Genomic DNA, 15,153 nt, shown 5'->3' on the forward strand with positions numbered 1-15,153 from the left:
TTGAGCAGCAAAAGATAGTGCGGCAAAGAGAAATAAGAATGGATAAAAATGACGCTGCTTAAGGCAGCGCCATTAGGCTTAGCAGCCCAGCCACCATTAAACTCCAAGCTACAAAACCGCTATAACTAACAACAGAATTGATTGTTTTCAATTTTTATGCACAATAGCGGCTAAATAAACTATAAGAATACTAGCTATGAATGAATTGTCATTTAACCTAAATGAATTAAAACTAGAACAAGCTGCAGTACCAGCAAACAAAGCGCAAATAATTGAATTAGAACATTATTTTGATAACCCCATTCCGTTTAATCTGAAAGAAATCTTTAAAAATTACAATGGGGCTAGCCTGAGAAAGTATCAGCTGAATCACTTCTTTGTTGTGGGTAAAGATAAAAAAAACAGCTTGAATATTTGGTGCGTCATTAATAAACATGGTGAACATTTAGGAGCTGAAACTCTTCCTTTTGCAGAAGATGATGCGCATTCAATTTATTTCCTAAAATGGGAACATGAGCAAACAAAGATATATTTATGGAACAACGCTAATCAAGAAATCACCCACATCGCTGATTCTTTTGATGCTTTTCTAAAAATGCTTATTATCGAATAATTTAATGGGGCTAGAGACCTAACGTCTCCCCAACAAGATATAAAACAAATCAATTTGTCCCATTGGTGACTTGAATAAGACAAAGCCACATCTTGTACTTACCAATACATATTGATCATAAAATTATCAACAATGAATACACATGATGCCATTATTAATGCCTACTTATCCCTAGGTTATTCCATGGATTTAACTAGATCATTACATGATGGGTGCAACTCTACGCATTAAGGGGTATAATTATTCCTTTTTTGCGAGGATTATCCCATGCGCCCCAGTAATCGTGAAGCTAATCAACTTCGTCCTATAAAATTAACCCGCAACTTTACAAAACATGCCGAAGGTTCGGTGCTTGTTGAGTTTGGAGAGACTAAGGTTCTGTGTACTGCCTCAGTGATTGATGGTGTGCCTCGTTTTATTAAAGGTAAAAATCAAGGTTGGGTAACTGCTGAATACGGCATGCTTCCTCGTGCCACTCACAGTCGTACAGAGCGTGAAGCGGCAAAAGGGAAACAAGGTGGCCGAACGATGGAAATCCAACGCCTTATCGGTCGTTCATTAAGAGCTTGTGTGGACTTAAAATTCTTGGGCGAAAATACCATTACTCTGGATTGTGATGTAATCCAAGCAGACGGTGGAACCCGTACTGCAGCCATTACTGGCGCCTGTGTTGCAATGAGAGATGCGGTTACTTGGATGGTTGAGCGTGAAAAAATCCGCAGAATGCCTACCTTTAATTATATTGCCGCAGTTTCTGTCGGTATCTATAGAGGCCAGCCAGTCCTTGATTTGGATTATGCAGAAGATGTGCTTGCTGAAACAGATATGAATGTTGTTATGACTGAAGCAGGTCACTTTATTGAAGTGCAAGGAACAGCGGAAGATAAAAACTTCAATCGTGATGAGTTAAACAGCATGCTTGCTTTAGCTGAAATTGGAATTCCTCAACTGATTGAGTTACAGAAAAACGCCTGATATGTAGGCAGGGTTGTCAAACCCAACATGAAGAGTAGCACAAAGGGTGTTTGTTGGGCTTTTCAGCCCAGCAAACACCTTACCCTATAATTTTTCATTAAGGTAAGTGCCATTAGGCCCAGCCTTCTACCCCGATATTTGACAGCGAATTGATTAAAACAATACCTTATCCACTGCAACATCACGAGCATCATCCCTTGCTATAAGGTCACTCCTCACCAACTCCAACAAATGCTGATCTAAAGTCTGCATCCCTACGGTCTTCCCTGTTTGCAAAAAAGAAACCATCTGCGCTACTTTATCTTCGCGAATTAAATTACGTATCGCGCTAGTACAAATCATAACTTCTAAAGCCGCAATGCGTCCCCTCCCCTCCTTTCGCCTTAGCAACCTTTGTGCAATAACCGCCCTTAATGACTGCGCTAAAATAGAACGCGCCATCATTTTTTCCCCTGCAGGAAATACCTCAATAAGACGATTAACTGCATGAACCGCAGAATTCGTATGTAAAGTCCCCAATACCAAATGCCCTGTCTCTGCCGCACTCATAGCCAAACGAATCGTTTCCAAATCGCGCAGCTCTCCCACCAGTAAAACATCTGGATCTTCGCGCAAAGCAGAACGTAGTGCTGCATGGAAACTATGGGTATTGTTATGTACTTCCCGTTGGTTCACTAAGGATTTATTACTGGGATGTACAAATTCTATCGGATCTTCGATAGTAAGAATATGCCCATGGCGTGACGTATTAATGCAATCAATCATCGCGGCTAAAGTTGTACTTTTTCCTGACCCCGTTGGTCCCGTTACCAATACCAATCCATTAGAATACTTGATTAGCTCAGTAAAAACAGGGGGTAAATTCAAATCACCAAAACTAGGAATTGTTGCAGGAATAAGCCGAAAGACTGCACCGATACCCCGCAGATGATGAAACACATTAATCCGGAAACGACCAAGTACTGCGATCTCAAAGGAAAAATCAAGCTCCCAATCTCTTGCCAGCTCTTCCTTTTGCTGAGCGCTGAGGAGTTCATCAATCATAGCGAATAAATCGGGATGTTCTAAAACCGGTACGTTCATTTTGCGTAATTCGCCATCGACACGCATCCGGGGTTCTATACCAGAAGATAAATGTAAATCTGATGCTTTGTTGTTAACTGCAGAAGTCAATAATTCTATTATATCCATAAGTTAATGCTTCCAAATTGCTACGAGTGTTGGGTACAAGCGGCAGGGTAACATAGAAGGATCTACTCGGCAAACGCCCCATCTTTTGCTATTGTTAGCATTTTAAAAGGCAGTACATGCACGATGACTCTTCAACACAATTTAAATCAAATACAACAGATTATTAGGCAGGCAGCATTAGAAAACGGCCGGAATGCTAACGAGGTCTTATTACTTGCTGTCAGTAAACAACAAAGCGCAGAATCAATTGCCCAGTTATTTGCGCTTGGGGTATGCGATTTTGGCGAAAACTATTTTCAAGAAGCACAAGAAAAAATTAATGCGCTAAAAGATTTCCCCATATGTTGGCACTTTATCGGCCCAATCCAGAGTAATAAAGCAAAAAATATTGCTCGTGATTTTAATTGGGTACATAGTGTAAACAGACTAAAAATAGCCCAGCTACTAAGTGAGCATCGCCCATCAGATTTACCACCATTAAACCTGTGCTTGCAAGTTAACTTAATCCCTGAAGAAACTAAATCAGGTATTAGTCCCGAGGAAGTAACTGAATTGGCTTTGGCAGTAAGTCAATTGCCTCATCTCAAACTTAAAGGCTTAATGACTATACCACCCCCAGAACACGATCCACAAAAGCAATATGAACTATTCATGCAAATGAACCAACTCTTAAAATTCCTAAACCAGCAATTAGGCTTAAACATGGATACTTTATCGATGGGAATGAGTGATGATTTGATTCCAGCAATTAAGGCAGGGGCTACGATTGTTCGTATTGGGCGAGCAATTTTTGGTGAGCGTGAAAAAAAATAATGAATTCGCTACGCTAATACAAGCTACGGCTCCTACATTAGATCGAGGATAACGTGCTTTCTGCATTCCCCTATTTAGGTATATACTAGCAGGTGTATACCAACAAAAATAATGGGATTAGGGGTAAATATGTCAGGTTTAACCGCTGTAGGATTATTTGTTGTTTCTTTAGCTTTTTCGGTACTTATTTTCAGTATCTGGTTACGTATGGCACTTCGCTACTTCCGTGTCAGTGCAATTAACCCACTAAGCCAATTGATCCATACCATCACGGATCCCCTGGTAATCCCAGTACAACGCTTACTGAAATTAACACCCAAACCTGGGAAAAAATACGATACGGCATCAATCATCGTGCTCGTACTGGTTGAAATCCTGAAGATCTTTATCCTGAGCATGATCGCATTCCACGGCCTAATGCCTATAGGCTATTTTATCATGTATGTTATTGCTGATTTAATCATTCAGCCCTGCGACCTGCTCTTCTTCGCCATCTTGATTCGTGTGATTATGAGCTTTGTTAATCCAGCCTGGAATGGTCCAATTGAGTCTTTCTTGCGTACTTTAACCGACCCTTTACTGAAATTAGGACGCAAAATTATTCCTGATATTTCTGGTTTTGATTTCTCCCCTTTTATTATGCTTATGATTTTGAAAGTGATTACATTATTCATTAATGCGAACCTTCCCTGGAGAATACTATAAAACGAACTATACTTATCCGTAGACAAGGGCTACAAGGATGAAATTATGAAATTGTCGCATTGCACTGGTTTAGCATTAGCTATTTTACCTTTTAGTCTATTTGCTGATGACCAATTCTATTGCCCGGAGAATCATGCCTACATTAGCATTGGTATGTCTCCAGACGAGGTTATCGCGGCCTGTGGTCAACCCATTAGCCAACAAGATTCGAATCAACCTGTTTTAAGAAAAATTCCCGTACAACAGCTTATTTATAATAACAAAGGTGCTGATACTGCATTTTACGGTGTATGGAACATCCCCACAGGTAATGGTGGTGCTCAGCTGGAAGTTGATATCGTGGATCAAAAAGTACGAAGTATTAAACTAAACAGTTCTGATAGTAATTCCATTTCTATTTGCGGTGGTAATAGCATTCAAATTGGTGATCCAGTGGAAAAAGTTTATTATTCTTGTGGTAGTCCCTCACTAACCAATAATACTTATATTAATGAAGTAGTGCCCACTGCAGAAAAACCTAAAGTATGGATTTATCAACCAGGCCAATATCAACCAACAGTAACCTTGACTTTTGTTAATGGCAAATTACAATCCATCAACTAATTAACATAAGGTACCACTTGAATGACGGAAACAGTTGACGATATTACCATTGCCTTTAGCGAAAACGGTACAGAAGTAACTAAAGAACTGGATAAACAGGTATTAAGCAAGGGAGCTTGGACCACAATTATATTTAAGTACCAGGATTGGGATAATAGCAAAAGCGATTTTGGACCCGTGAAATACTCAATTCGCCGTTATCAAAAGCGCAATAATCAGTATTGGCAAAAGTCTAAGTTTAATATTTCTAGTGCGGACCAAGCGCAAAAGATTGTTGATATTCTTAGTAATTGGCTGAAATGATTTAAGCCTCCTGCTTTAGTTCTCCACTGCAAACCTGTAGGCTGGGCGGCTGTAAGGCCCAACCTACAGGTAAACAACAATCTTAACTAATCCACTCCAAACCCGTATGACGGCGTTCAAAATAATTTGCCACCATAGTCTCACTTACCAGATCCAAGCTGTCAGGATTCCAATGCGGATTCTTGTCTTTATCAATCAATAAAGCACGCACGCCTTCATAAAAATCCTTACCATGCATGAAATGGCTCACCAGGGTGTAATCCATTTGCAAACACTCGGCCAAAGTTAATCCCTTAGCGCGGTGCAATTGCTCTAAAGTAACCTTAAGACTCAATGGTGACTTTTGTGATAAAGCATTCTCGATACTAACAGGCCACACTCCATCTTGATCCTGTAATGAGGCTTTAATCATTTCCACACTTGGATGAGCAAAACATACATTAATCGCTGGTTTTATTTGACTAGGCTCAGAATCAGGAGCTGATGCAGCATATTCATGTAAACATTGATCAACCGCTTTAGATGCATCTGCTGATAAATCTGCTTGCTGTAAGGTCTTGAGTAGCGCAGGGATATGTCCTGAAGACATCACCTTCTTCACCAAGCCGGCTTTCACCGCATCATGAGGTCCAAGTCGATTACCGGTTAATCCCAAATAGGTACCTAAATGACCAGGACAACGAGTTAATAAATAACTTGCACCAATATCCGGAAAAAAGCCAATGCTGGTTTCGGGCATCGCAAACACAAAATGGTCACAAGCGACCGGATGGCTTCCATGCAATGAAACACCGACACCACCGCCCATAACCATGCCATCAATTAAAGAAATATAAGGTTTGCCCAAATGATGGATAAAATGATTTAAACGATATTCATGCCAGAAAAATTGCATTTGCTCTGAATCATTTAATCGACCAGAAAAATAAAGTGCGCGGATGTCTCCTCCAGCACAAAAAGCATTTCCAGGGGCTGCTTGAACTACCACAGCACGAATACGTTCATCCTCTTTCCATAAACTTAATTGCCGTTGCATGGCAAGAATCATAGTTAAGGTTAGCGCATTCAACGCGTCTGGGCGATTTAATGTAATTAATCCTAATTGACCTTCCTGTGTAAAAAGCAAGTCTTCAGTCATTATTATCGTCCTTTAAATTGGGCAGGTCGTTTACTAAGAAATGCAGAAACACCTTCTTGCTTATCCTCTGATGCACAGGTTTTGGCAAAATGAATCGCTTCTAAATGTAAGGCATCCGTCAGTGATAAATCATAACCATGATCAATCACTTCCATAACCCCAGCAATTGCCTGTGGCGCCATGCTTAAAATACCTTGCAATAGTTTTTTACCATGTTCGATTAAGAATTCAGGTTCAACAACCTCGCTTACCAATCCCCAATTCAATGCGGTTTCTGCTTTAATAAAGCGACCAGTCAGACATAAATCTAAAGCACGTCCTTTACCAATTAAGCGCGCCAGGCGTTGCGTACCACCATAACCAGGAATAACCCCCAGTTTTACTTCAGGCTGACCAAATTGCGCCATGGTTGAAGCAATTCTTAACGTTGCTGAAATCGCTAATTCACAACCGCCACCAAAAGCAAAACCATTAACCGCAGCTAAAGACGGTTTGCCCATAGTTTCTAATAAACGAAAGACCTCTTGTCCATGACAAGCAAATTCATAACCTGTTTGCGCTGTGCATTCTGCCAAACGGTTAATATCAGCACCGGCACAAAAGGCTTTGCCATTACCGGTAATCATTAGCGCTTTAACTTGGGGATTTTCTTTAGCTGCATGAAAAATTTCAGCTAATTCATTTAGTACCTCGGTACTTAAAGCATTCAGCTTATCAGGTCTGTTTAATGTTAACAGTAAAATTCCCTGACTATCTAATTCTTGTTCAACTACATTCATTGTATTACTCCTGTTTAATCCTATTGATTAACGCAAAACAAAGCCGTCGTCCAAACTTGCCTTCGCGATAATTTCGCGCATGATTTCATTTGTTCCCTCAAGAATTTGATGAACCCTTAAGTCTCTAAAAATACGTTCGATTTGATAATCACGTAAATAACCGTAACCACCATGCAATTGCATTGCTTTGTCGCTAATATTAAAGGCACTATCTGTGGCCATACGCTTTGCCATAGCACAATACATTGGTGCATGCGGATCATCTTTATCCATCGCTGCTGCAGCACGATAAACCATTAAACGAGCCGCTTCAAAATCCGTGAGCATATCAGCAAAATAAAAACGTAAGGCTTGCATATCACTTAATTTTTTACCAAACTGCTTGCGCTCATGCATATATTGCTGGGATAAACGCAAACAAGCAAGTGCGCCCCCCAAGGAACAGGAAGCGATGTTAATACGCCCGCCATTTAAAGCATTTAAGGCTATTTTAAACCCCATTCCCTCATCACCTACGCGGTTACTCACCGGAACGCGGCAATTTTCAAAAAAGACCATTGAGGTGGGCTGACTATGCCATCCCATTTTTTTCTCTAACTTACCAAAACTTAAACCTGGCGTACCCTTTTCGATGAGTAAACAAGTGATTCCATGATGACTGTCATCACCCGTACGTACCATACATAAATACACATCGCTTACTGAGCCACCTGAAATAAATGACTTTGAACCATTGAGTACATAGTGGTCCCCATCTTTAATTGCTTTGGTTTTTAAGGAGGCGGCATCAGAACCGGATTCAGGTTCAGTTAAACAATAACTGGAGAGCACTTCCATTGCGGTTAGTTTAGGTCCCCATTTGGCCCTTAGCTCTTGTCCGGCATAGCGATCGACAAGAGTAGCGACCATATTATGAATAGAAAGATAGGCGCTCGTACTAATGCAACCAGTTGCCAGTTGCTCAAATAACAATGCGGAGTCGAGTCGAGTTAATTGAGAGCCGCCAATGTCTTCACGGGCCATCATACCAGCCATTCCTAATACGGCTGCTTCACGTAAAACTTCAATTGGAAACTCGCTATGCTCATCCCAATGTTCCGCCATAGGGGCCAATTTGTCACGAGCAAAGTCCGCAGCCATCTCTTGGATCTCGAGATGTTCCTCTGTGAAATTAAAGTCCATAAACCATCCTTAGAAATTTTGTTATATTCAGTTTTTATCTTTAAAAAAGCAGCTGGCCCCAAACTAATAGCTACTGCACTGAAAAATATCTAAATTTCAATGCTGTAAACAGGGTAAAAGCGCAACTGTTTTAGACTTATTTACCTAGAGTACAGAAACTCTCTATTATTTCCAATTTTTTATAACCGGGAAAGAGTTATGTTGCAAAAATTTTCTTTACGAAACCATATTAATTAACTTAACGAGGTCGTAGGTCAGGATTATATGCAAGGAATTCATTCATCGCATTCTCTAACCCTTCTGATAAATCAGGGACATCGTCAAAACAGATCTCTCAAAAATCAACAGATATTGGTGATCCTGATTGCGTTCAATATGAATGACACCACTCATTTGCTCTCCGGTTTAATTGATAGTTCGTGAAAGCTAGTTAAATCAACTCGCTCTTAAGCATATTATGAGTCCTATCACTTGGTTTGCACTATTAATTAGCTATACCCCAATTTTTTATTGTCAATACTATTAAAGAATAGCATATGATGAATGCAACACTTTGATGACTAAATATCGTATGAACAAATTACCCCGTGTGTTTTATGAGCGTGACACCGTCACAGTTGCCAAGGAACTTTTAGGTAAATATCTAATTCATGAAGAACGCATAGGAAAAATTGTCGAAGTTGAAGCATATATAGGTCAACATGATCTTGCCGCGCATTCGTCTAAAGGCCTCACACCAAGAACTAAAGTACTCTATGGTACTGCAGGACATGCCTATATCTATCTTATTTATGGGATGTATTATTGCACTAATGTAGTTACTGAAACAGAAGGCATTGGTTCAGGAGTACTCTTACGTGCCTTGGAGCCGATACACAATATTCACGAGCGTACCCAAGGTCCAGGCCTACTCTCTAAAGCGATGCGTATTGATAAGCAACTCAACGCCCATGATCTGACGAGTGATAATTTTTATATTGCCAATCCCGAAAATCAGGAACCATTTACTATTGTTGAAAAACCGAGAATCGGGGTGCACTACGCCCAAGAGTGGGCAGAAAAGTTATTACGCTTTTACATCAAAGATAATGCTTTTATTTCCAAGCCATGATGATATGATTGCAGGCTTCAATGGCCTGTGAAAAACAAGAATTAAGTATATGGAAACATTAGCTCCAACCCAGACTGCCAATAAAGAAGCGCTGGCCGTGCTCAAAGAATACTTTGGTTTTGATTCCTTCAGAACCCCACAAGAAGATATCATTAATGATGTTATTGCAGGCCATGACGTACTCGTATTAATGCCTACTGGTGGCGGGAAATCGCTTTGTTATCAAATTCCATCTCTAGTCCGACCTGGCGTTGGTATTGTGGTATCCCCTCTTATTTCTTTAATGGAAGACCAGGTCACAGCCCTTAAATTACAAGGTATTCGTGCAGCCTACTATAATTCATCGCTAAGCAGTGAAGAGGCAAAACAAGTCTTGGCGCAACTACATAACGATGAGCTCGATTTATTATATATTGCCCCAGAACGAATCATCAGCTCAGCCTTTATTGAACGCCTGCAAGAATGCCACCTTTCCTTATTTGCCATTGATGAAGCGCATTGTATTTCACAATGGGGACATGATTTTCGCCCTGAATACGCTGCTTTAGGTTTGTTAAAAAGCCATTTTCCTGAAATCCCGGTGATTGCGTTAACCGCAACTGCGGATAAACAAACGCGTCAGGACATTGTGGTTAAATTAAATTATGCTCCGAAAAAATACATTGCCTCATTTAACCGCCCAAACATCCACTACAAAGTCGTTCCCAAAACCAGTGTCATGAAACAGTTAAGTCAGTTTTTAGAATCAGTGGAACAACAATCAGGCATAATCTATTGTGGTACTCGAAATAGCGTGGAAAACGTAGCTGAAAAACTACAAGACTTAGGTTTCAAAGCCCGTGCCTATCACGCCGGACTATCACATAAAGAACGCAAAGAAGTGCAAAACTTATTTCGCTATGATCGCATTGATCTCGTAGTTGCTACCATTGCGTTTGGTATGGGCATTGATAAGCCAAACGTACGCTTTGTCATTCACCATGATTTACCTAAAAACATCGAAGGTTATTATCAAGAAACCGGGCGAGCAGGACGTGATGGCTTGCCGGCTAAAGCGTTACTCCTATACGATGCCGCAGACAGTGCACGCTTACGCTCCTGGATCATGAGCACCCCTGGTGAAGAACAACGCCGGGTAGAAAGCAACAAATTGAATCACATGCTTGCCTTTGCTGAAGCCTCGCATTGTCGCAGGCAAATCTTGTTACGCTATTTCGATGAGCCCTGGGATAACGAATGCAAATACTGCGATGTTTGCGATAGCCCACCCATAACCGCCGATGCAACTGAAGATGCACAAAAGTTTTTATCCTGTGTTTACCGACTGCGTCAAAATTATGGACTGACTTATACTATTGAAGTCTTGCGTGGCAGCAACTCGGAGAAAATCAAACAATTTGGCCATGAGCAATTAAGTACATTTGGAATCGGCAAAGATAAATCTGCTCATTATTGGAAACAATTAGCTTGGCAACTTATTCATAAAGATTATTGTTTCCAGGATATTGGCCATTTTAATGTGTTGCGCTTAACGCAAAAGGCGATTCCCTTACTCAAAGGTGAAGAGAAAATTTCATTAACGATTCCTAATAATGATCTGCAAAGCACGAAAAAGAAAAAGAAAGAACGCTTGCCATTCCAATCCAGCAACAGTCCTTTATTTGAAGTATTGCGCTCATTAAGACGCAAGCTTGCTGATGAGGAAAATAAACCACCATTTATGATCTTCAGCGACGCAACCTTGCAAGCCATGGCTGAAGCGAAGCCACAAAATACCGAGCAACTACTTGCCGTACCTGGAGTAGGCCAACATAAATTAGCTCATTATGGTAGTGATTTTCTTAAAGCCCTTAAAGAATTTAACAAACAGGGTTAATTGCACAGCCTAATACCTGGCGATAATCTAAATCATGCTAAAGAGCAGGGTCACTAAGTCAAAGAAATTACAACGCAAGCTCGTCTGGATACAGCATGATACTAAACTATGCTGTCTTGCTCTATTAGGTGTAGGCTGGTTGCAAGCAACCAACCTTAAAGATAGTGAATCAGCTACTCCAGCTCTTGAGCCACTTGTTTTATAAACTCTTTGAATGGTTGTTCCAATTCAGCACGTTTCAAAGCATAAGTTACATTTGCTTTGATATAACCTATCTTCGAACCACAATCAAAATGAGAGCCATTAAAGCGATAAATGTGGACATTTTCTCGTGAGAGTAAGCCATGAATTGCGTCAGTAAGTTGCAATTCATTATTCTTAGTTATGGTATTTTTTTCTAATACACTAAAAATTTCTGGCGGCAGAATATAGCGACCTAATATAGCTAAATTCGAATCAATTTCATTAGCCGTAGGCTTTTCAATCAATGCCTCCACCTTGGTTTCATCTGGATCATTGCTGCGCAAAGCAACAATTCCATAATGTTGGCGCATGCCAGGGTCAACCTCTTTGGTTGCTAAGACACAAGAAATGTCCTCATTTGATTCATATAATGAAATCATATTTCTTAAACAGGAACTATTAGATTCTTCCATCAAATCATCAGGTAAAATCACCGCAAAGGGTTCATTACCAATTAATTTTTTGGCACATAAAATTGCATGCCCAAGCCCCAGTAAATCGACTTGTCGTAGATAAACATTAGTTACATTTGGAGGCAAAATATGATGGATTAATGAAAGTAATTGTGACTTTCCATCCTGACTTAATTTATTTTCCAAATCCGTATTTTTATCAAAATAATCTTCAATATCGACTTTATTTTGACTCGTCACGAAAATAAGCTCATTAATCCCTGCATCGATGGCTTCTTGCACGGCATATTGAATTAATGGGGTATCAATAACAGGCAACATTTCTTTTGGAATTGTTTTAGTGATAGGGAGAAAACGTGTACCAAACCCCGCTACTGGAAATACAGCTTTTGTAATAGAACCCTTTTGTCTCATGGAACGATACTCCTTTATCACCACAACTTTAAATTGAGTATAGTTAACAGAAATGAAAGTGCCAAAAAAGCATAATATTATTTATTTTCAAGCACTAAAGCAGCGCAAATAACGGGCAGCGTGAAACAAAAAACAACAAATTAATGGGTTGGTCTATACTTGAATGCATTAGTTTTTTTTTGAGTAACAATGGTCATCATTAATTTGCCTCTCCGAGAATTTGATCCCACAGAAACAACAAGAACAATTGAGAGGATAGTATGAATCATCATAATACGATTAAAAATTGGGGATCTGGAAGCTCAGTTATTTGCTAATAATTTATCCCTATACAATCTTGGTGATATTAATCAACAAACGATTGCCGGTTTAATTGCAACAGGCTCACACGGCACCGGTTTATCTTTTGGAATTGCCTCCACACAAATAACCTGGATTCAACTGATTACCGCAGATGGCCGAGTAGTGGAATGTTCCCCAACCCAACACCACGAACTCTTTAAAGCTGCCCAAGTTTCGCTAGGAACTTTAGGAGTGATTAGTAAGGTAAAAATTAAAGTATTACCTAAATAGTACATGCAACAAGAACGTAAACTCGTTGATTTTGATAACGCACTGGTTAATTTAATTGCCTCATTTTCAAATAATCGCAATTATGAATTCTTCTGGTTTCCTTACACTGATTATGTTTTTGAAAAAAAACATAATGTCATTTCTGAACAAGCCGAAGCTAAAAAGTTTAAAAAACTATTTAACGATTATTTCTTGGAGAATGGCGCTTTATGGTTATTGTGTGAATTCTCACGTAACTTTCCCGATTTTTATAGAAAACACGCCAATTCCATACTTAGAAATTTAAATTCTAATTTAAAAAATACGGCCCCTAGCACTGAATGCTACGCGACCACTCGCCTGGTTAATCATCAAGAAATAGAATATTCGATACCCATAGAACAAGCCATAACGACTATTCAGCAAATTCGCCACTTATTGGATCAGCATGATGTTCATGTTTCTTTTCCAATTGAAGTACGTAGTGTTGCTGCAGACGATATTTATCTTAGTCCCAACTATCAACGAAAAACAGTATGGATTGCAGTTCATGCCTATACCAAAGATATTTATGAACCTATTTTTAGAGAGGCTGAAAAGATCTTTATAGCCAATCAAGGCAGACCTCATTTGGGAAATATGGGTTTCGAGCCTTAGTGTTAATCCAGGATATACGGCACTGAAAGGAGCTACTATTCCAGAAAAATCGGTAAATCAACCGATGCCTGCTAAAGCGTATTCTTCAGAAGAACAACAACAATGGATGGAGATATCCCGAATGTGCCTGAGTTTATCAAAGTAAAAAACCAATATAATGCGCAAAAACTACTGCTTGATTTAAAAAAGCATGGAATCAATACCGGTGCGAGCGCAAATACTCCGATAATTCCTATTATCATCGGAGATGAGAAAAAAACCGTACAACTCTGCCTGAATTTGCGCCAGCATGGAATCTATACGCATCCGATTATTTATCCTGCGGTAGAGAGGGATATGGCTCGAATCAGGTTATTCATTAATTACATGCATACCGAAGAGCAATTAGCTTATACAACGGACATGATCTATAAATATTTAGCTTAAAATATTAGTGAACGATGTTAATCGCATCGTTCACTAATATAAAACCAGCTCTCTTAATACCGCGGTTGCATAAGAGCCTGCAGGTAAAATAAATGACAGCTCTGCAACCTTGTCTTGAACCACACAATCAAATTGCTCCACGTGCAAAATATTCGCCCGCCAAGCTTCTTCCAATCCCATGCGTTCTAATCCAGCCAACCAGGGCTGCCAATCTGCATAGATTTTATCGATCAAGACTGAGGCCTCTCCTTGAACCTTCCGTTTGCTTTTTCCAGGTAAAGGACTAGCAGGAGAAATATCCTTATCCCGAATGCGTTGTCTTAATTCCTCATGTACCTCATCAATAACAAAAATACTCTTTGAGCCGCCAAGCTGCATGACATCGCCGGTCAAAGGAATATTCCAATTTTGCTCGTGAACGCGATGCGCCAAAATTAAATTGAAAATCCATGAACGTGCAGCCGAGCAATACATTCCTTTACGGAAGCGATCTTTTACTTTACGCCCCTGCACCAGCATCTCTTCAGCCCTATTGAGATTCCCTGCATCATGGCCAAATCGTTGCTCACCAAAGTAATTAGGTACGCCTGTTTTTTTAATTTCTTCTACACGCTGTAAAAACGCGGCCTCATCAGTCAGATCACGCAAACGTATAACAAACTGGTTACCCGTTAAAAATCCCGGCTTAAGTTTTTTATGATGACGAATGCATTCCAAAATACGCCATCCCGGTGCTGAAAGCAGTTCAATCCCAGGAATTTCCTCACCAGGGGCATGCACGCTTAGCCATTGAGTAGTTAATGCTTGGCGATCTTTTAATCCCGCATAACTAATTAGTTTAACTGGCTTATTAATTAAGGAAGCAAGAGATTTCACCACCTCTTCGGTATTCAAACCGCTTTTCTCTATTCTTAAAAGAATATGTTCGCCCTGACCACTAAAAGGCGTATCAAAGAATTCGTTAACCTGAAAATCTTCAGGTACGTATTTAAAATGCGCTGTAGATTGTGGTAAACCATAAACCCGTGCCCAATCCAAAGAATACATTATTACAACCACCTATCTAAAAAATATCGGAAAAACCGCCTGAACTAACAAATTTAAAGTGCATAGTTTAAAAATAATTCGTAAAATCTATAGCATTTGTAGTTAACGTGGA

At 39.8% G+C, this 15,153-nt stretch carries 17 protein-coding genes; 11 read left to right on the forward strand and 6 right to left on the reverse strand.

Annotated features, from left to right (window positions below; genetic code table 11):
- Nucleotides 1-196: 196 nt before the first annotated feature.
- Nucleotides 197-613, forward strand: a complete 417-nt coding sequence (locus ACQY7T_RS13045) for an SMI1/KNR4 family protein (RefSeq protein ID WP_428413959.1) — start codon at nt 197-199, stop codon at nt 611-613.
- Nucleotides 614-880: 267 nt separating this feature from the next.
- Nucleotides 881-1,588 (forward strand): ribonuclease PH, encoded by a 708-nt coding sequence (gene rph / locus ACQY7T_RS13050; RefSeq protein WP_428413960.1) that lies wholly within the window; start codon nt 881-883, stop codon nt 1,586-1,588.
- 153 nt (nt 1,589-1,741) lie between these two features.
- On the opposite strand, the gene ACQY7T_RS13055 is transcribed toward rph, so the two are convergent.
- The gene (locus tag ACQY7T_RS13055; RefSeq protein ID WP_428413961.1) at nt 1,742-2,779 is read right to left on the reverse strand and encodes a type IV pilus twitching motility protein PilT; all 1,038 of its coding nucleotides are present in this window, start codon (nt 2,777-2,779) and stop codon (nt 1,742-1,744) included.
- Between the two features lie 123 nt (nt 2,780-2,902).
- Between ACQY7T_RS13055 and ACQY7T_RS13060 the strand changes: the two genes are divergently transcribed.
- The 4 genes from ACQY7T_RS13060 (at nt 2,903) to ACQY7T_RS13075 (ending at nt 5,203) form a co-directional block, all read left to right on the forward strand.
- Nucleotides 2,903-3,592, forward strand: a complete 690-nt coding sequence (locus ACQY7T_RS13060; protein ID WP_428413962.1) for a YggS family pyridoxal phosphate-dependent enzyme — start codon at nt 2,903-2,905, stop codon at nt 3,590-3,592.
- Nucleotides 3,593-3,721: 129 nt separating this feature from the next.
- Nucleotides 3,722-4,297 (forward strand): YggT family protein, encoded by a 576-nt coding sequence (locus tag ACQY7T_RS13065; RefSeq protein ID WP_428413963.1) that lies wholly within the window; start codon nt 3,722-3,724, stop codon nt 4,295-4,297.
- Nucleotides 4,298-4,342: 45 nt separating this feature from the next.
- Nucleotides 4,343-4,900 carry a DUF2845 domain-containing protein gene (locus ACQY7T_RS13070; RefSeq protein ID WP_428413964.1) on the forward strand — a complete coding sequence of 186 codons (558 nt, stop codon included), beginning with the start codon at nt 4,343-4,345 and terminating at the stop codon, nt 4,898-4,900.
- A 21-nt stretch (nt 4,901-4,921) separates the two neighbouring features.
- Complete coding sequence (locus ACQY7T_RS13075) at nt 4,922-5,203, forward strand: hypothetical protein (RefSeq protein WP_428413965.1); 282 nt, start codon at nt 4,922-4,924, stop codon at nt 5,201-5,203.
- Nucleotides 5,204-5,285: 82 nt separating this feature from the next.
- Here ACQY7T_RS13075 and ACQY7T_RS13080 read toward each other — a convergent pair whose 3' ends face one another.
- From ACQY7T_RS13080 to ACQY7T_RS13090, 3 genes are read right to left on the reverse strand one after another with little or no spacing between them, the layout of a single operon-like run.
- Nucleotides 5,286-6,341: an enoyl-CoA hydratase/isomerase family protein gene (locus tag ACQY7T_RS13080; protein WP_428413966.1), complete on the reverse strand. Its 1,056-nt coding sequence runs from the start codon at nt 6,339-6,341 to the stop codon at nt 5,286-5,288.
- 2 nt (nt 6,342-6,343) lie between these two features.
- A complete protein-coding gene (locus ACQY7T_RS13085; RefSeq protein ID WP_428413967.1) occupies nt 6,344-7,120 on the reverse strand; it encodes an enoyl-CoA hydratase/isomerase family protein in 777 nt (258 codons plus the stop codon).
- Between the two features lie 27 nt (nt 7,121-7,147).
- Nucleotides 7,148-8,302 (reverse strand): acyl-CoA dehydrogenase family protein, encoded by a 1,155-nt coding sequence (locus tag ACQY7T_RS13090; RefSeq protein WP_428413968.1) that lies wholly within the window; start codon nt 8,300-8,302, stop codon nt 7,148-7,150.
- A gap of 571 nt (nt 8,303-8,873) precedes the next feature.
- On the opposite strand from ACQY7T_RS13090, the gene ACQY7T_RS13095 reads away from it, so the two are divergent.
- On the forward strand, nt 8,874-9,413 hold the full coding sequence (locus ACQY7T_RS13095; RefSeq protein WP_428413996.1) for a DNA-3-methyladenine glycosylase: 540 nt from the start codon (nt 8,874-8,876) through the stop codon (nt 9,411-9,413).
- 49 nt (nt 9,414-9,462) lie between these two features.
- The gene (gene recQ / locus ACQY7T_RS13100) at nt 9,463-11,289 is read left to right on the forward strand and encodes a DNA helicase RecQ (RefSeq protein ID WP_428413969.1); all 1,827 of its coding nucleotides are present in this window, start codon (nt 9,463-9,465) and stop codon (nt 11,287-11,289) included.
- 173 nt (nt 11,290-11,462) lie between these two features.
- Here recQ and ACQY7T_RS13105 read toward each other — a convergent pair whose 3' ends face one another.
- Nucleotides 11,463-12,359 carry a UTP--glucose-1-phosphate uridylyltransferase gene (locus tag ACQY7T_RS13105; protein ID WP_428413970.1) on the reverse strand — a complete coding sequence of 299 codons (897 nt, stop codon included), beginning with the start codon at nt 12,357-12,359 and terminating at the stop codon, nt 11,463-11,465.
- Nucleotides 12,360-12,653: 294 nt separating this feature from the next.
- Between ACQY7T_RS13105 and ACQY7T_RS13110 the strand changes: the two genes are divergently transcribed.
- The 3 genes from ACQY7T_RS13110 (at nt 12,654) to ACQY7T_RS13120 (ending at nt 13,994) form a co-directional block, all read left to right on the forward strand.
- The gene (locus ACQY7T_RS13110) at nt 12,654-12,932 is read left to right on the forward strand and encodes an FAD-binding protein (protein WP_428413998.1); all 279 of its coding nucleotides are present in this window, start codon (nt 12,654-12,656) and stop codon (nt 12,930-12,932) included.
- Nucleotides 12,933-12,935: 3 nt separating this feature from the next.
- Nucleotides 12,936-13,568, forward strand: a complete 633-nt coding sequence (locus ACQY7T_RS13115) for a D-arabinono-1,4-lactone oxidase (protein WP_428413971.1) — start codon at nt 12,936-12,938, stop codon at nt 13,566-13,568.
- A 102-nt stretch (nt 13,569-13,670) separates the two neighbouring features.
- Nucleotides 13,671-13,994, forward strand: a complete 324-nt coding sequence (locus ACQY7T_RS13120) for a hypothetical protein (protein ID WP_428413972.1) — start codon at nt 13,671-13,673, stop codon at nt 13,992-13,994.
- 33 nt (nt 13,995-14,027) lie between these two features.
- Here ACQY7T_RS13120 and truD read toward each other — a convergent pair whose 3' ends face one another.
- Nucleotides 14,028-15,041, reverse strand: coding sequence for a tRNA pseudouridine(13) synthase TruD (gene truD / locus ACQY7T_RS13125; protein WP_428413973.1), 1,014 nt, complete (start codon nt 15,039-15,041; stop codon nt 14,028-14,030).
- Between the last annotated feature and the right edge of the window lie 112 nt (nt 15,042-15,153).

Origin of the sequence: Legionella sp., assembly GCF_965140895.1 — a bacterium.
Classification (GTDB): domain Bacteria; phylum Pseudomonadota; class Gammaproteobacteria; order Legionellales; family Legionellaceae; genus Legionella.